The sequence below is a fragment of the Hydrogenophaga sp. NH-16 genome (genome assembly GCF_004006415.1).
Lineage (GTDB): Bacteria > Pseudomonadota > Gammaproteobacteria > Burkholderiales > Burkholderiaceae_C > Hydrogenophaga > Hydrogenophaga pseudoflava.
The window spans coordinates 4057151-4073947 of sequence record NZ_CP029344.1 but is presented as its reverse complement, the minus strand read 5'-3'; the positions used below and the strand labels follow the sequence as shown (position 1 = coordinate 4073947).

The window sequence follows — 16797 nt, the reverse complement described above, 5'->3', positions numbered from 1 at the left end:
GCATGCATCCTGATATTTGAATGGATGCCTGGAACTCTAGACCGATCAGGACGTTCCCGCCACCGGGTTTCTGGCGGGGGGCCGGCGCGGGTTGGCCGTGGTGGTACGCACCCCCGCCCCACGAACCTCGATGCGCACCCGGTCCAGCACCTCGCCGCGGGCGTTGAGCAGTTCGATCTGGTGTTTGCCCGGCCAGGGCATCCACGCCACTTCTTGGCCCTTGCCCAGCGGCTGACCGTCGATGCGCCATCGCACGTGGCCGGCCTCGGCCCGGAGCGTCAGGCGCTGGTGGGCCGGCGGGATGTCGGGGTCGAGGGCGAGGATGGTGCCGGTGGCCGGGCTGAGGATGCGCGGGCGCAGTGCCGGCGCGCCGCTGTCGCTGTCCGTGCCCAGGGCGAACAGCGGCTGTTCGGTGCCGGCGATGAACCACTCGCGCCGCGCGGGTTCGAGCTGCTGGCCGAAGCGCACGGCCAGCGCCACCACGCCGGCCGGCGGTGACGGCGCGCGGCTGGGCTGGCGCTCGTGCAGCCAGCGCATCAGGCCGGCCCAGACCGGCGCCGCGCCAGTGGTGCCGCTGACCTCGCCCATGGGCGCGCCGCTGGCGTTGCCGACCCAGACGCCCACCGTGTAGCGCTGCGACCAGCCCAGGGCCCAGTTGTCGCGCATGTCCTTGCTGGTGCCGGTTTTCACGGCGGTCCAGACGCGGGTGGCCAGCAGGCTGTCGGTGCCGAAGGTGGCGGCCCGCGCATTCGCGTCGGACAGGATGTCGCCCACGATGAAGGCAGCGCCGGGGTCGAGCACCGCCTCGCTGCGCACCGCCAGGCGCGGGCCGGCCAGCAGCGGCGCGACCGGTGCGTGGCGGCCCTGGTTGGCCAGCGTGCGGTAGGCGTTGGCCAGCGAGAGCAGGCTCACCTCGGGGCTGCCCAGCGCGAGGCCGAGGCCGTAGTAGTCGCCGCTTTCGCGCAGCGGCAGGCCCAGGCGCAGCAGCTGCACTGCGAAGTCCTCGGGCGAGACCATGGCCAGCGTGCGCACGGCCGGGATGTTCAGCGAGGAGGCGAGCGCGGTGCGCACCGAGACCCAGCCGCGGAAGTGCCGGTCGTAGTTCTGCGGGATGTAGAGGCCGCCCGCGGTCGGGATGTGCGTCGGCGCGTCCTCGATCAGCGAGGCCGCGCTCAGGCGCTTCTCGGCGAGAGCCTGGACATAGAGAAAAGGCTTGAGCGTGGAGCCGGGCTGGCGCAGCGCGGTCACGCCGTCGACCTCGGCCGCCTGGCTCAGCAGGCCCGACGAACCGACCCAGGCCAGCACCTCGCCGCTGGTGTTGTCGAGCACCACCACCGCGCCGTCTTCGACGCGCCGCCCCAGCAGCGCGCGCAGCTGGCGCTGCAGCAGGGTCTGCGCCTCGCGCTGCAGCGGCGCCCAGAGCGTGGTGCGGACCTGTGCCGGCACCGCGCGCGTGCCGGCCTGCTGGCGCCATTCCGCCAGCGCACGCCGCGCCGCGTGCGGGGCGTCGCCCTCGCTGGCGGCCCAGCGGCGGTCGCGCAGCACGCTGCCGGCCAGCAGCCGCACCGACAGGCAGTCGGCCTTCGCACCCTGGGCACGCGCCATGGCCTGCTGCACCTCGCAGGCGCGTGCGGCCACGCGCTCGGGCGCGGCGTTGGGCGCGCGCACCAGGGCGGCGGTGATCGCCGCTTCGTCCGCGTTCAGCCCGTGCGGCGCCTTGGCGAACAGGCTGCGCGCGAGCGCGTCGACGCCGACGATCTCGCCGCGGAAGGGCACGCGGTTGAGGTAGGCCTCCAGGATCTGGTCCTTGCGCCAGCGCGTCTCCAGCCCCTGCGCCCACACCGCCTGGCCCGCCTTCTGCGTCCAGCTCCGCCCCCGGCCGCCGGCCTGGAGGTCGCTGTCCAGCAGGCCGGCCAGCTGCATGGTGAGGGTGGAGGCGCCGCGCGTGCGCGTGTTCCAGAGGTTGCCCCAGGCGGCGGCCGCGACGGCCTGCCAGTCGACCCCGCTGTGTTCGTAGAAGCGCCGGTCCTCGCTGTAGACCAGGGCACCGCGCAGCGCGGGCGAGACCTCGGGCAGCGCGACCCAGGCGCCCTGGCGCACCGTCGGGTCGGTGCGCTGGCGCTGCAGCAGCTCGCCGTGGCGGTCGAGGAAACGGGTCTCGGAGGTCGGGTGCGCGGCCTTCACCTCGGCGAAGCTGGGCAGAGCCGCCGCCGGCAGCGCGCAGCCCCCGGTCAGCAACACCACCAGCAGCGCCCGGCGTCTCACTTGGCCTCTACCTTCATGGGCGCGTTGGGCAGCTCGCCGAACGTCTCGGGCGCGTACATCGCCTCGATGCGCGTGGGCGGCAGCGCGAATGTGCCCACGTTGTTGAGCCGCACCGTGTACTCGGTCTTGAAGCGCCCGGCCGGCAGGTGGTCGTAGTAGCTGCGGAAGGCCTCGAAGCTGCGCTCCTCGAACACCGGCCAGCCGCTGCCCGAGCGCTTCTCGCCCGCGGTCGCGATGGCCGAGTCGCGGCCCAGGCCGCTGCCCAGCAGGGTGGCTCCGCCCGGGATCGGGTCGCTGAGCACGACCCAGGTCATGTCGGTGCTGGCGTTGACTTCGATCGTGACGCGCAGCACGTCGCCCCGGCTGTAGCGGCCGGCCACGGCCTGCTCGACCGGTGTGATGGTCTTGGTCACCGTGTAGCCGGCCGAGACCGGCGCCTTCAGCGGCGTGGCCGCCAGTGCCTGCAGCGTGACCCAGGGCTTGCCATTGCCCTGGTGCTGCACCACCAGGGACGCGGCGCCGTCCTTGGGCCAGGCGAGGGTGGCGGCGTTGTTCCGCCACGGGCCGGTGGGTGCGTTGGGGTCGGCCTTGAAGGGGCCGACGGTGGCAAAGCCCGCGGCCACCGGCGCCTTGGGATCGGCGCGCGAAACCTTGCTCCAGTCGACCGCGGCGCTGGCGGCGTCCAGCGCGGCGCGGGTGCTGCCGGTCACCGGCACTGCCTCGAACCGCGCCGAGAACTTCTGCAGCGCCAGCCCGCCCCAGAGGTTGGCGGTCGTCGTCGACCAGGCGCCGCGCTGCTGGCGGCCGATGAAGCCGCTGGCGATGCGGCCCATGTCGTCTTTCCAGGCCGGGTCGTCCATCACGGCGAGCAGTAGGCGCGCGGTGTTGACGTCACCGTTCTGCATCAGCCACCACCAGCGGTCTTCGGCCTCGGTGCTGAAGACCAGCTTGGTGCCCTGGTACGACAGCCGCGCGCGCAGGATGTTGTTCGCCTCGGCCAGCTTCTCGTCGCGTTTGGGAATGTCGTTCACGCGGCGCAGCACGTTGAGCCAGTCGATCACCGCGTGCGTGGGCCACTGGTTGGGCGCGATCTCCACGCTCTGCAGCAGGCGCGCATTGGCCCGGCCGTGGCGCGAGAGCGCTTCCACCGCGGCGAGCTTGCGCAGGTTCAGGTCCTGGCGCGGGCTCCAGAAGCCGCGCTCGATCTTGCCGGTGACGAAGTTCTCAAGCCCGCGCAGCATGGCCGCGCGCGCCGTGTCGGGCAGGGTCCAGGCCGGGTCGAGCGCCGCCGCCTCGTGCGTGGCCGACAGGAGGTAGGCGGTCAGGGTGTCGCTGCCCGAGGGGCGATCACCATCGCGCGGCGGGAAGTAGTTCGCCAGGCCGTCGCTGTCCAGGTAGGTCGGCAGCTGCGCCAGCACGGTCTGCCAGAGCCTGGCGTCGCGCAGGCCGATGGCCTTGGAGGCCTTCTGCTCCAGGCAGGCAAACGGGTAGTTGGTGAACCACTCGCGCACCGCCGGCAGGCCTTCGGCCAGCGTGGGCTGCAGGCTCATGCGCAGGCCGCCGCGCAGCGCGCCCTGGGCGTCGGTCAGCGCGTCCGCCGGATTGGCCACCGGCACGGTCAGCGGGCCGTCGAGCTGGGCCAGCGTGGCCTGCCGCACCGTCAGCGGCACCGCCGGCAGCACGCGCTGGCTGAACTTGGCCGCGTCGCGCGCCCGGCCGTTCTGGTCCTGCGCCGTGACTTCCCACAGCAGCGCCTCGAAGCGGCCCAGGCCCAGCGGCACCGGGGCCGTCACGTCCCAGGCCAGCTCGCGGGTTTCGCCGGCGGGGATATCGACCGTCTGCGCGGGCGTCTCGACCAGAGTCGCGCGCGCGCTCACATTCACCTTCATCGGCCGCGCCGTGGTGTTGCGCAGGCTGAACTGCGCCATGAAACGATCGCCCTCGCGCACCAGCGGCGGCAGGCCGCTGATGATCTGCAGGTCCTGGGTGGCGCGGAACTTGGCCTGGCCGGTGCCGAACAGGCCCGGGCCCGAATCGGCGATGGCCACCACCTGGAAGCTGCTGATCGCGTCGTTCAGCGGCACGCTCACCGTGGCGCGGCCCTGGGCATCGAGCACCACCGACGGCTTCCACAGCAGCAGGGTGTCGAACAGCTCGCGCGTCGGGCTGTGGCCGCCGCCGCCGCCGGCCGAGATCGCCTTGCGGCCGTAGTGGCGCCGGCCGATGATTTCCATCTGCGCGGTCGCTGTCTCGACGCTCCAGTTCCGCCGCTGCCACAGGCCGGCCAGCAGGTCCCAGCTGTCGTTGGGGCCGAGTTCGAGCAGGGCCTGGTCGACCACCGCCAGCGCCACCTCGGCGTTGGCCGCGGGCTGGCCGTTGGGCAGCTTGGCCTGGATGCTCACCTGCGCGGTGCCGCGCACCGGGTAGGCCTCGCGGTCGGTGGCGACGCTGACTTTGATCTCGTGCGCCGCCGTGCCGACCTTCAGCTCAGCCACGCCCAGCCGGTAGGCCGGCTTGCTCAGGTCGACCAGCGCGGTCGGCGCCACGTATTCCTTGCCCTCGTACCAGAACGCGGTCCACCACTCGCGCGGCGCCTGGTAGCCCCAGGTGAAGAAGCTGTACCAGGGCACCTCGCGCAGCCGGCCGCGCAGCGCCATCACGCTCACGTACACGTTCGGTCCCCAGCCGGGCTCGACCTTCAGGTCGATGGTCGGGTCCTCGCCGTTGAGCTGCACCACCTTGGTGTCGATGACGCCCTCGCGCTCGATGCTCACCAGCGCGGTCGCGAAGCGGAACGGCATGCGCACCTGCAGCCGCGCGGTCTCGCCGGGCTCGTAGCGCTTCTTCTCGGGCACCACGTCCATGCGGTCGTGGTCCTCGCCGCCGAACCAGAGCTCGCCCTGGCGCGTGACGTAGACCGAGGCGGCGCTCTGGTGCGTGTGGCCTTCGCGGTCCTTGGCGACCACGGTCAGCTCGACCTCGCCGGCGTCGTCGAGTTCGGCTTCGCACAGCAGCAGGCCGCGCGCGTCGCTCTGGCCCGAGCAGACGCGGCCCAGGTCCTTCGAGGTGGTCTTGTTGTCGTAGGTGTAGAAGCCGCCGACCATGCGCTTGCGCGTGGTGGTCGTGGTCCTGACCGAGGCGCGCACCTCCAGCGGCACCTTGGCCGCGGGTTTGCCGTCCAGCGTGAGCGCCAGCGCCTGGAAGCGCGCCTGCCGCCGGGTGGAGACCCAGCCTTCGGTCTTGATGCCGGCGACCACGGCGGCGGGCCAGAGCGTGGTGACGTGGCGCAGGGTCTGGGTCTCGCCGTTGGGGTCGGCGTAGCTGGCCTCGATCAGCAGCTGCTGCGGCGATGTGACCGCCGGCAGGTCCTTGATATCGGTGCGGCCGCGGCCGTTCCTGTCCAGCGTCAGCGGCAGCTTGTCCGCCACCAACTTCTGCGCCGCGTCGGCGCCGTCCTCGCCATCGTCCGGGCTGCCCTGCGCGCGGCTGGCGGTGCGCGGCGGGTCGAAGCTGAAGCCCTCGTAACCCGGGAACGACAGCGGCTTGCGGCGCATCAGCGCCGACATCTGGGTCGCGAGGTTGCCCGCGCCGCCACCCGAGAGGTAGCTCACCTGCAGGTCCACCGGCGTGCTGGTGGCCGCCACCAGCGGCTTCTGGTCGTTGGCGCTGAGCTGGCCCTGCAGGACGGGCAGCCGGAACTCCTCGACGCGGAACTGCGCGCTGTCCAGGATCTCGGTGCCCTGGCGGCCCAGCGACTGCGCGAGCTGCACCGTGTAGACGCCCAGCCGCGCCGAGGGCGGGATCGCGAACTCGCTGGTCGCGCTCAGGCCGCCGGTCGGCGTCTTGCGCCAGGCCACGGGCTGGCGGAACTCCTGGCCGCTGCCCTGGTGGGTGATGATGAGTTCGCCGCTTTTCAAATCGGGGACATGGAAGCCCTTCATGTCTTCCGTGCGCAGGAAGTGCTTCATCGACAGCGTCTCGCCCGCGCGCAGCAGGGCGCGGTCGAGCACGGTGTGGGCGCGCTGCGTGGCGCTGGCGAGGTCGCCGGTCGGCAGGTCGAAGCGCCAGGACTCGATGCCGCGGTTCCAGTCGCTCCAGGTGAAGGCCAGGTCGTCCACGCCGTCGGCCGATTTCGCGCGTGCACTGACGAACCAGGCGCCGCCGTAGTCGCCTTCGTCCGCCTCGCCGTTCTGGCACACCGGCGCACGGCCCGGGATGCCGTCGAGCTTCACCACGCCCTGCGCGTCGGTCTGGCCCTTGGCGACCGGCTTGCCGCGGCAGTCGGAGACCTGCACCGCCGCGCCCGCGACCGGTTGGCCCTTGTCCAGCGTGGTGACCCAGGCCAGCGCGTTCTCGCGCCCGAGCTTGAAGTGCACGCCCAGGTTGGTCACCAGCGCCGAGCTGCGCACGTACATCGTGCGGCCCTCGCCGTGGCGCTCGTCGAGCAGCGAGCGGCCCAGCCGCGGCGAGGCGATCTCGACCACGTGGAAGCCCGGCTGCAGCGGAATGCCCACCACCTCCATCGGGCGCGGATCGCCCGCGGCCGCCTGGGGCAGATCCAGCGGCTTCACGTTCGGCAGGCCCTGCAACAGGCCGAGCATGCGCGACTCGACCCAGTCCCCGTTGTCCTTGTCGATCACCTTGGGCAGCGGCGTCTTCGTCCATTGGGCTGCGAGCTTGCGCTCGACCGTGCCTTCGTGAAAGCTGGCGACCCGCTGGTACCAGGCAATGATCTCGGCGTCGCTGGAGAGCCGGAGGTCGCTGACCTTGCTGCCGCTGACCGACAGGCCCAGGGCCTTGAGCTCGGGCTCGACGTTGCGCACGGTGATGGGCAGCAGCGCCGCACCGCCGGGTTCGGCCAGCCGCTCGACCACGCCGAAGGGCGCGGCCGCGAACTTCACCAGCGGTGGCATCAGGCCGGTCGACACCTTGAGCGGGAACTGGTTCGCGTTGGCGGGCGCGCGGCCCGAGGCGTCGACCAGACCCTGGGGCAGCTCGACCGTGTAGCTGGCCTTCTCGGTCAGCGTGGGCGCGAAGTCCACGCCGTCGACCGCGTCGTCGCCCTGCGCGCCGTCTTCCAGCTTGGGTTGCCGCGCCTCGCCGCCAGCGGCGGGCCGCAGCCGAATGTCCAGCGCCTGCTGGGCGGTGACCGGGGCGTTGAAGCGCAGCGACATGCCGCGCAGCGGCAGGCAGGGCGACTGCGCGTTTTCGCGCTCGCAGCTGAACGTGACCTTGAAGGGCTCGCGCACGGTGAAGTTCAGGCGCTGGTCCTGCCGGGTCGCGACCCCGTTCGGCGTGGCGACGCCTTTGCCCAGCACCAGCTTCACCTTGGCCGCGGGCGTGAGCTGGCGCTGGCAGGCCAGGGCCACCACCTGGTCGGCGGGCACGTCCTGGCGGTTCCAGCCGCGCGCCTTCACCAGTTGCTCGCGCTCGGCGCCGGTGATCAGCTTCACCGCTATGCGCTCGCCCAGCCCGTCCATGCCGCACGAGGCGTGGGCCTGCACGCTCTCGGGCGACACCGCGCCGTTGAAGCGCAGCAGGAAGTACTGGCCTTCTTCGATGGTCTGACCGTCGGACGGGACGCTCTGGCGCACCACCGGACCGCCGGTCTCGAAGGCAAAGCTCTGTTGGCCGGCCAGTGGTTTGCCATCCAGCGCCACGAAGCCCGGCGCCACCTGCAGCGTGCACTTCACGCCCGGCGGGAGCATCTGCTGGAAGTCGTACACCCAGCGGCGGTCGTTGACCCAACGGCCGGTGCCCGCCGAGGCCTGGGGCTCGTTGCAGCTGAGCTGCAGCGGCGCGGCCGCGTTCGGGTTGCCGAAGGCCACCGCGGGCGCGTCGAAATTCGCCACCACCTGCCGCACCCGGGCCACCTCGCCCTGCGGGCTCAGGCCGGTGATCTGCACCGCCCACGCACCACCGGCCGCCGCCAGACCACCCACGATTCCCACCAGCGCACTGCGCACACGGAACACCATGCTGCCACCCCGACCCTTGTTGGAATGGGTGGGAGCCTAACGCAGATGCCCCGGCGTGGGCAGTCTCGATGGACCACCCTCGGCGCTCATTCCAGGGACTTGAGCTTGCGGTAGAGCGAGCGTTCGCTGATGCCCAGCTTGGCGGCCAGCGCGGCGCGGTTGCCCCGGTGCTCGGCGACGATGGCGCGCAGCGTCTCGCGGCTGGCGGCGCGCACCGTGTCGCCGGCCGTGGCCGGTGCGGGCGATCCTGCGGCGGCGCGGCCCGGCCGCCGGCCGGTCGCGATGGCCTCCTCGACATGCGCCGCCTCGATCAGCTCGCCGTCGCACAGCAGGGCGGTGCGCTCCAGCAGGTTGCGCAGCTCGCGCACGTTGCCGGGAAATGGCTGTGCTTCCAGCAGCCGCAGGGCGGCCGGCGCGAGGCGCAGGCGGCGCGGCGCCGCCACCCGCTCCAGCAGCGCCTCGGCCAGCAGGGCCAGGTCGCCCGCGCGCTCGCGCAGCGGCGGCAGCGGAATCGGGAAGGTCGAGAGCCGGTAGTACAGGTCTTCGCGGAAGCGCCCCTCGGCCATCATGCGGTCGAGGTCGCGGTGGGTGGCCGAGACCACGCGGATGTCGGCGTGGCGCGGCTCGGTGCTGCCCACGCGCCGGTACATGCCGGTCTCCAGCAGACGCAGCAGCTTGACCTGCATGGCCAGCGGGATGTCGCCCACCTCGTCGAGGAACAGCGTGCCGCCGCTGGCCGCCTCGACCAGGCCGCCCTTGGCGGTGGCCGCGCCGGTGAAGGCGCCGCGCTCGTGGCCGAACAGCTCGGACTCGAACAGCGTCTCGGGCAGGCTGGAGCAGTCCACCGGCACCAGCGGTTTGCTGGCGCGCGGGCTGGCCTCGTGGATGGCGCGCGCCACCAGCTCCTTGCCGGTGCCCGATTCGCCCAGCAGCAGCACGGTGGCCGGCGCCGGCGCCACCCGCGCGACCAGGCCGAGCATGCGCTGGAAGGCCGGCGAGCGGCCGATCAGGCCCTGCGCCGCCGGCTGGCCCTGGGCCACGCGCAGCGGCTCCATCTTCTCCACGTAGAAGGCCGGCTGCCCGTCCGCGCCCGGCAGGGGCGAGAGTTCGATGTTCACGTACTCCTCGCCGCGGCGCGTGTGGTGCAGGTGCAGCACGCGCTCGCGCTGGCCCGAGATCCGGGATTGCGCCAGCGGGCAGGACTCGCCGGCCTGGTCGCAGGGCACGGCGAAATGGTGCGAGACCTCGTAGCAGTGCCGGCCGACCACGCTGCGCTCGGGGCTGAACTGGCGCCGGTAGGCGGCGTTGGCCGCCAGGATGCGGTACTGCGCGTCGAACAGGATGTGCGGCTCGGGCAGGCCTTCGAGGAAGGCGGTGAGTTCGGGCAGGGGTTTCATGGATGGACCCGCTGGGGTGGGGGGTATCCGGGATTGTCTGCCAGATCTGGCAGACAAGGCAGCCCCGGCGGCGCGGCGCCGGACCCGCAGTGGCGTGCAAGTGCTTGTTGGCAAAGGCGTTGGCGGGCCGGACGCGGCTGGCATGGATCTTGGAACGCTCGGTGCTCCGGACCCGACCCGACCCTATGAGTCTGCGCATCCTCTACGACGAACACAGCGGCGCACTGAGCTACCTGCTGGCCGACGAAGCGGCGCACGAAGCCGCCCTGGTCGACCCGCGCAGCGGCGACCGGCCGGTGCTGATGGCGCTGCTGGACGAGGCCGGCCTGCGCCTGCGCTGGGTGTTGCGCACCCACGAGCACGACGGCCACGATGACCAGCCGCCCGGCGAGTTGGATCGCCTGCTGCGGCTGGGGGCGCCGGTGGTGCAGGGTGCCTGGTGCGAGGGCGCCCGCAACGTGGCGGACGGCGAGCGTCTGCCGCTGGGCGCGGGCTTCGTGCAGGTGCTGCACACGCCGGGACACACCGCCCATTGCCAGAGCTACCTCTGGCAGGACCGCGTGTTCTGCGGCGACCTGCTGACCGTCGACGCCTGTCCGTGGCAACCCGGGCCGGCCCAGCCGCCAGCGCAGTGGGACAGCGTGCAGCGCATCTTCACCCTGCCCGACGAGACCCTGCTGTACGCGGGCCACGCGCGGCGGGCGAGGGTGGTGAGCACGGTGCTGGAGCAGCGGCGCTGGAACCCCCATTTCGCCGGCCTCACCCGCGACGGGTTTTTCGCCCGCATGGGCTCCATGGTCGTCCAGAGATGACACCGGCCACTTCCAGAATATGAACCGCGTTCCCCAATCTCCGCACGGCAGGACATGACCACCACCGACCACTTCCCGCTGCTCGACAACGAGCTGGACCTGCTGACCGATCTGGTGCCGCTGGCGGGCCAGCGCATCATCGAACTGGGTTGCGGCAACGCGCGGCTGGCGCGCGGGCTGCTGGAGCGCCATGCGGACAGCGAGGTGGTGGGTCTGGAGGTCGATGCGGTCCAGCACGCGAAGAACCTGTCGCAGCCCCGGGAGCGGCTGCAGTTCCTGTCCGCCAGCGCCGAGGCCGTGCCCTTTGCGCGCCAGAGCTTCGACGGCGCGCTCATGCTCAAGTCGCTGCACCACGTGCCCATTCCCGCCATGGACCGCGCGCTGGCCGAGGTGGCGCGGGTGCTGCGGCCGGGCGGCTGGTTCTATGTGAGCGAGCCGGTCTACGGCGGCGCCCTCAATGAGATCGTGCGCCTCTACAACGACGAGGGCGTGGTGCGGGCCGCCGCACAGGCCGCGCTGGACCGCGCGCTGGCCGGCGGTGGCCAGTGGGAGGCGGTGGCCGAGCGCCGCTTCGCACAGCCGGTGCACTACCCCGACTGGCCCGCCTTCGCCCAGCGCATGCTCTACCCCAGCTTTGCCGACCACCAGATCACGCCGGCGATCGAAGCCCGCGTGCGCCGCGCTTTTGAGCCGCACCTCGGCGCGGACGGCGCCCGCTTCGTGCGCCCTATGCACGTGCGCCTGCTGCGCCGCAGGCGCTGAGGCAGCGGTCGCTCAGATCTGGGCCGCGGGGTCCAGCGCCGGCTCGTCCAGCGCGCTGATGGCCTGGTGGTGCGTGAGGAACACCCGTCCCGAGAGCCGCTCCAGGAAGTCGCTGCGGTGCAGGCGGTCCATCACCGGCCCCTTCACCTCGCTCAGGTGCAGCCGGATGCCGGCGTCCTGCAGCGTGCGGTGGATGCTGCGCAGGCTCTCCAGCGCGCTGGCGTCGATGTCGTTCACCGCGGTGCACTGCAGCACCACGTGGCGCACGCCGGGGTGGGCGGCCAGCTCGGCGGTGATGCGGTCCTCCAGGTGGCGCGCATTGGCAAAGAACAGGCTTTCGTCCACCCGCAGGCCCAGGATGTGCGGGCGCGTCACCACCTGATGGCGCAGCACGTTGCGGTAGTGCTCGGTGCCGGGCACGTTGCCCACCACGGCGATGTGCGGGCGGCTGCTGCGCCAGATGTGCAGCGCCAGCGAGGCGATCACGCCCACGGTCAGGCCCGTGACCAGGTCGACCAGCAGCGTGACGGAGAAGGTCAGGGCCTGGGCCGCGAAGTCGGCGCGCGCGTAGCGCCAGTTCAGCGGGAAGCTGCGGAAGTCGATCAGCGAGCCCAGCGAGATCAGGATGGTCGCGGCCAGCACGGCCATGGGCAGGTCGTGCAGCCAGGGCGTGAGGAACAGGGCCGTGAAGGCCAGCAGCACCGCGGTGATGATGCCGGCCGCGGGCGTGCGGCCACCGCTTTCGGCCACCACCGAGGTGCGCGAGAAGCTCGCGCCGACGGCGAAGGCGCCGGTCAGGCCGGCCGCCAGGTTGGCGCCGCCCATGGCCCGCATCTCGGCGTTCACGTCGATGCGCTCGCGCCGCTTGGCGGCCATGCCCTGGGCGATGGAAATCTGTTCGATGAAGGTCATCACCGCGATCAGCAGGGCCGGCACCATCAGCGCCCGCACGGTGGAGCCCGGCAGTTCCAGCAGCGGTGCCACCACCAGGCTGGGCAGGCCCTGCGGAATCTCGCCCACCACCGCCAGGCCCTGCTGCGGCCAGCCCAGGGCCGTGGTCAGCGCGATGGACAGCAGGATCACCAGCAGCGGCGAGGCCTTGCCCGCCAGGTCCGCCGCCACCGCCGGCACGCCGAGGCGGCACAGCAGGGGCTTGAGCCAGCGCCGGGTCGCCCACAGCGCCGCCAGTGCGCCCAGGCCCACGGCCAGGGTCAGGCCATGGACCTCGCCGAAATGGGCGGCCAGGCTGCGGGCGAAGCCGGGCACATCGTCGCCGCTCAGGGGCACGCCCAGCACGTGCTTGAGCTGGCTCATGCCGATCAGCAGGCCCGAGGCGGTGATGAAGCCTGAGAGCACCGGCTGGCTCAGGAAGCTGGCCATGAAGCCCATGCGCAGCGCGCCCATCACCAGCAGCGCCACGCCCACCATCACCGCCAGCACCGCGCTCGCGGCGATGAAGTCGGCCCCGCCGGCGCTCACCACCGTGCCCACCGTCGCGAACGACATGATCGAGCGCAGCGCCGAGGGGCCGGGGCCCAGCACCGTGCTGCTGCCCATGAGTGCGTAGACCACCATGGGCACGATGCTGGCGTACAGCCCGGTGACCGGCGGCATGCCGGCCAGCATGGCGTAGGCCAGGCTCTGCGGGATCAGCAGCAGCGTGACCACGGCCGAGGCCGTGAGGTCGGCGGCCAGCAGCGGGCGGTTGTAGGTCCGGCCCCAGCGGAGGATGGGGAACCAGTCGGTGAGGGTGGAGCGCATGCGGGCAGGCGGAGCGGGTGGTGGTGGCGGTATTTTCAGGGACGGCCGATAAACTGGCGGCCACCCCGAACCCCGCGCCGCCCCGGCGGGCGAACCACCACCACAGGCCTCCCCATGGAACTGCGTCAGCTGCGCTACTTCGTGCGCATCGTCGAGCTGGGCTCGATGAGCCGCGCCGCGACCGACCTGGACCTGGTGCAGTCGGCCCTGAGCCAGCAGATCACGCGACTGGAAAGCGAACTCGCCACCCGACTGCTCCACCGCACGCCGCGCGGCGTGGCGCCCACCGAGGCGGGCGTGGCCTTCTTCCGCGAGGCCCAGCTGACCCTGCGCCACGCCGAGCAGGCCACGCGGGCCGCGCAGCAGGCGCGCCTGTCGGGCTCGGTGTCGGTGGGGCTGGCGCCCACCACCTCGGCGGTGCTGGGCCTGCCGCTGATGCAGGCCATGCGCGAGCGCTACCCCGACGTGCGCCTGCACATGGTCGAAAGCATGTCGGGCCACCTCACGGCCATGCTGAACGCGCGCCAGCTCGACCTCGCAGTGCTGTTCGACACCCGCCTGCACCAGACCCGGCAGGATGGCGGCGGTCGCGGCTGGAGCGTGATGCCGCTGCTGGAGGAAGACCTGTTCCTGGTGCAGCGCGCGGGCGCGCCGCACCTGCCGGCCGAGATCGCCATCGCCGACCTGGCCGGGGTGCCGCTGATCCTGCCCACCGGGCCGCACGGCCTGCGCAGCACGCTGGACACGGCCTTCGCGGGTGCCGGCATTGCGCCCAGCGTGGTGCTGGAGGTCGATTCGCTGGCCATGGTCATGGCCGCGGTGGACGCGGGCCTGGGCGCCACGCTGCAGCCCTGGGCGGCGCTGGGGCGTTACCCGGACGCGGCGCAGCGCTTCCAGTGCGCGCGCATCAGCGACGCTCCCGCGCGCCGCGTGAACCTGCTGTGCAGCCTGTCCGACGACGAGCTGTCGCCGGCCGCGCTGGCCGCGCGCGTGGTGCTCAAGGACTGCGTGCGCACCCTGCTGGGCGAGGGCCGCTGGTCCGGCGCCACCGCGCTCGCAGCACTGCCCGACACCCATCACATCCCGTGATACCCCCATGACGGGGGCCCGCTGCACAGCGGGCGACGGTCTTCCTACAGTTCTTCACGCGTCGGATCGGCTCCGGCGCTCCCCGAGAGAACACGAAGGAAACCCATGTCAAAGGACCCCGATGTCCTGGTGATCGGCGGCGGCAATGCCGCCCTGTGCGCCGCGCTGATGGCGCGCGAAGCCGGGGCCAGTGTGCTGCTGCTCGAAGCTGCGCCGCGCGCATGGCGCGGCGGCAATTCCGCCCACACCCGCAACCTGCGCTGCATGCACGACGCGCCGCAGGACGTGCTGGTCGACGCCTACCCCGAAGAGGAGTTCTGGCAGGACCTGCTCAAGGTCACCGGCGGCAAGACCGACGAGGCCCTGGCCCGGCTGGTGATCCGCGCCTCGGCCACCTGCCGGCCCTGGATGGTGCGCCACGGCGTGCGCTTCCAGCCCTCGCTCTCGGGCGCGCTGCACACGGCGCGCACCAACGCCTTCTTCATGGGCGGTGGCAAGGCCCTGGTCAACGCCTACTTCCGCAGCGCCGAGCGCCTTGGTGTGCAGGTGCGCTACGAATCGCCGGTGGACCGCATCGAGCTGGACGGCGACCGTTTCGTGGCCGCCTGGGTGAAGGGCGAGCGCATCACCGCGCGCAGCTGCGTGCTGGCGGCCGGCGGGTTCGAGTCGAACCGCGACTGGCTGCGCGAGGCCTGGGGCCAGAACGCCCGCGGCGAATGGCCCTCGGACAACTTTCTGATCCGCGGCACGCGCTTCAACCAGGGCGTGCTGCTCAAGCAGCTGCTGGCCCTCGGCGCCGAAGCCATCGGCGACCCGACGCAGGCCCACATGGTGGCCATCGACGCGCGCGCGCCGCTCTACGACGGCGGCATCTGCACCCGCATCGACTGCGTGTCGCTGGGCGTGGTGGTCAACCGTGAGGCGCGCCGCTTCTACGACGAGGGCGAGGACTTCTGGCCCAAGCGCTACGCCATCTGGGGCCGCCTGGTGGCGCAGCAGCCCGGCCAGGTGGGCTTTTCCATCATCGACACCAAGGCCATCGGCCGCTTCATGCCGCCGGTGTTCGACGGCGTCAAGGCCGACACCCTGCCCGAGCTGGCGCAGAAACTCGGCCTTGATCAGGCCACCTTCATGCAGACCCTGAACGACTACAACGCCGCCTGCCGCGTCGGCACCTTCGACCACACCGCGCTGGATGACTGCCACACCGAAGGTGTGACCCCCGCCAAGACGCACTGGGCCCGGCCCATCGACACCGCGCCCTTCTACGGCTACATGCTCAAGCCCGGCGTCACCTTCACCTACCTCGGGCTCAAGACCGACGAGACCGCGGCGGTGCACTTCGGCGGCCATGCCAGCCCCAACCTGTTCGTGGCCGGCGAGATGATGGCCGGCAACGTGCTGGGCCAGGGCTACACCGCGGGCGTGGGCATGAGCATCGGCACGGCCTTCGGCCGCATCGCCGGCACCCAGGCCGCGCAGGCCGTGTTGAAAGGAGCGCGCCATGCACACGCTTGAAGCCCTGGCCCGCGACGCGAGCGCACTGGCCAATGGCGAGGTCGTGCTGTCCGCGCCCGAAACCGAGGTCGCGCGCCAGCTGCAGATCTGCAACGCCTGCCGCTACTGCGAAGGCTTCTGCGCCGTGTTCCCGGCCATGACGCGCCGGCTCGCATTTGGCAAGGCCGACATCCACTTCCTGGCCAACCTCTGCCACAACTGCGGCGCCTGCCTGCACGCCTGCCAGTACGCGCCGCCGCACGAGTTCGCGGTGAACGTGCCGCAGGCCATGGCGCAGGTGCGCGGCCAGACCTATGTGGACTACGCCTGGCCGCCCGTCCTGGGCCGGCTCTACCAGCGCCAGGGGCTCACGCTGTCGCTGGCACTGGCCGCCGGGCTGGCGCTGTTCCTGGTGCTGGCCGTGGTGCTGCAGGGGCAGGGTCTGGGCGCGCTGTGGGGCGCGCCGGGCAGCGACTTCTACGGCCTGTTCCCGCACAACCTGCTGGTGGGCCTGTTCGCGCCGGTGTTCCTGTTCGCCGCGCTGGCGCTGGGCCTGGGCGTGCGCCGCTTCTGGCGCGAGGTCACGCCCGCCACCAGCGGCGCGCCGCTGTCGGCCCCCGCCACCGCCGAGGCGACCGGCGCCGTGCTGCGCCTGAAGTACCTGGACGGCGGCCATGGCGACGGCTGCCACAACGAGGACGACGCCCACACGCTGGCGCGCCGCCGCTTCCACCACTTCACCTTCTACGGCTTCCTGCTGTGCTTCGCCGCCACCAGCGTGGGCACGCTCTACCACTATCTGCTGGACCTGCCCGCCCCCTACGACCTGCCCAGCCCGCCCAAGCTGCTGGGCGCCGTGGGCGGCCTGAGCCTGGCCATCGGCACGGCGGGCCTGTGGCGGCTGAACCTGCGCCGCCACCCGCTGCACGGCGACGCCGCGCAGAAGCCCATGGACCGCGGCTTCATCGCCCTGCTGTTCCTCACCGCCACCAGCGGCCTGGCCCTGTGGGCCGCGCGCGGCACCCCCGCCCTGGCGCTGACGCTGTGCCTGCACCTGGGCGCGGTGATGGCCCTGTTCGCCACCATGCCCTACGGCAAGTTCGGCCACGGCATCTTCCGCACCGCCGCGCTGCTGCGCCACGCGGTCGAGAAGCGCCAGCCCAACCCCGTGGGTCTGGGCGCCGACTGAACCGGCGCCTCGTTCCCTCTCTGCGGCGGGTCCGCCGCGGCCACCCA

Annotated in this window: 9 protein-coding genes; 5 read left to right on the top strand and 4 right to left on the bottom strand. The window is 72.3% G+C overall.

Going from position 1 to position 16797, the window contains the following annotated elements:
• Positions 1–45: 45 nt before the first annotated feature.
• The 3 genes from pbpC to DD542_RS19615 all read right to left on the bottom strand — a co-directional run bounded on the left by pbpC (position 46) and on the right by DD542_RS19615 (position 9640).
• Complete coding sequence (gene pbpC, locus DD542_RS19625; RefSeq protein ID WP_127806779.1) at positions 46–2265, bottom strand: penicillin-binding protein 1C; 2220 nt, start codon at positions 2263–2265, stop codon at positions 46–48.
• Entirely contained in the window at positions 2262–8243 is a 5982-nt protein-coding gene (locus DD542_RS19620) for an MG2 domain-containing protein (RefSeq protein ID WP_127806778.1), read from the bottom strand. The genes pbpC and DD542_RS19620 overlap by 4 nt, the downstream gene beginning before the upstream one ends.
• Positions 8244–8329: 86 nt before the next feature.
• Positions 8330–9640 (bottom strand): sigma 54-interacting transcriptional regulator, encoded by a 1311-nt coding sequence (locus DD542_RS19615; protein WP_127806777.1) that lies wholly within the window; start codon positions 9638–9640, stop codon positions 8330–8332.
• A gap of 185 nt (positions 9641–9825) precedes the next feature.
• On the opposite strand from DD542_RS19615, the gene DD542_RS19610 reads away from it, so the two are divergent.
• Positions 9826–10452 carry an MBL fold metallo-hydrolase gene (locus tag DD542_RS19610; RefSeq protein ID WP_127806776.1) on the top strand — a complete coding sequence of 209 codons (627 nt, stop codon included), beginning with the start codon at positions 9826–9828 and terminating at the stop codon, positions 10450–10452.
• Positions 10453–10506: 54 nt separating this feature from the next.
• On the top strand, positions 10507–11214 hold the full coding sequence (locus tag DD542_RS19605; protein WP_206610695.1) for a class I SAM-dependent methyltransferase: 708 nt from the start codon (positions 10507–10509) through the stop codon (positions 11212–11214).
• Between the two features lie 12 nt (positions 11215–11226).
• Here the strand turns inward: DD542_RS19605 and sulP are convergent, their stop codons facing one another.
• A complete protein-coding gene (sulP, locus tag DD542_RS19600; RefSeq protein ID WP_127806775.1) occupies positions 11227–12975 on the bottom strand; it encodes a sulfate permease in 1749 nt (582 codons plus the stop codon).
• A gap of 114 nt (positions 12976–13089) precedes the next feature.
• Between sulP and DD542_RS19595 the strand changes: the two genes are divergently transcribed.
• From DD542_RS19595 to tcuB, 3 genes are all read left to right on the top strand, one after another.
• Positions 13090–14064, top strand: a complete 975-nt coding sequence (locus DD542_RS19595) for a LysR substrate-binding domain-containing protein (RefSeq protein ID WP_127806774.1) — start codon at positions 13090–13092, stop codon at positions 14062–14064.
• A 105-nt stretch (positions 14065–14169) separates the two neighbouring features.
• Positions 14170–15582, top strand: coding sequence for an FAD-dependent tricarballylate dehydrogenase TcuA (gene tcuA, locus DD542_RS19590; RefSeq protein WP_127806773.1), 1413 nt, complete (start codon positions 14170–14172; stop codon positions 15580–15582).
• Entirely contained in the window at positions 15569–16750 is a 1182-nt protein-coding gene (gene tcuB, locus DD542_RS19585) for a tricarballylate utilization 4Fe-4S protein TcuB (protein ID WP_127806772.1), read from the top strand. Before tcuA ends, tcuB begins: the two co-directional genes overlap by 14 nt.
• Positions 16751–16797 lie beyond the last annotated feature (47 nt).

What these genes read in the sequence shown, in the direction of transcription:
- DD542_RS19615 (WP_127806777.1), bottom strand. Translation starts at nt 9,640, where the DNA reads ATGAAACCCCTGCCCGAACTCACCGCCTTCCTCGAAGGCCTGCCCGAG.
- DD542_RS19595 (WP_127806774.1), top strand. Translation starts at nt 13,090, where the DNA reads ATGGAACTGCGTCAGCTGCGCTACTTCGTGCGCATCGTCGAGCTGGGC.
- DD542_RS19605 (WP_206610695.1), top strand. Translation starts at nt 10,507, where the DNA reads ATGACCACCACCGACCACTTCCCGCTGCTCGACAACGAGCTGGACCTG.
- tcuB (WP_127806772.1), top strand. Translation starts at nt 15,569, where the DNA reads ATGCACACGCTTGAAGCCCTGGCCCGCGACGCGAGCGCACTGGCCAAT.
- tcuA (WP_127806773.1), top strand. Translation starts at nt 14,170, where the DNA reads ATGTCAAAGGACCCCGATGTCCTGGTGATCGGCGGCGGCAATGCCGCC.
- DD542_RS19620 (WP_127806778.1), bottom strand. Translation starts at nt 8,243, where the DNA reads ATGGTGTTCCGTGTGCGCAGTGCGCTGGTGGGAATCGTGGGTGGTCTG.
- DD542_RS19610 (WP_127806776.1), top strand. Translation starts at nt 9,826, where the DNA reads ATGAGTCTGCGCATCCTCTACGACGAACACAGCGGCGCACTGAGCTAC.
- sulP (WP_127806775.1), bottom strand. Translation starts at nt 12,975, where the DNA reads ATGCGCTCCACCCTCACCGACTGGTTCCCCATCCTCCGCTGGGGCCGG.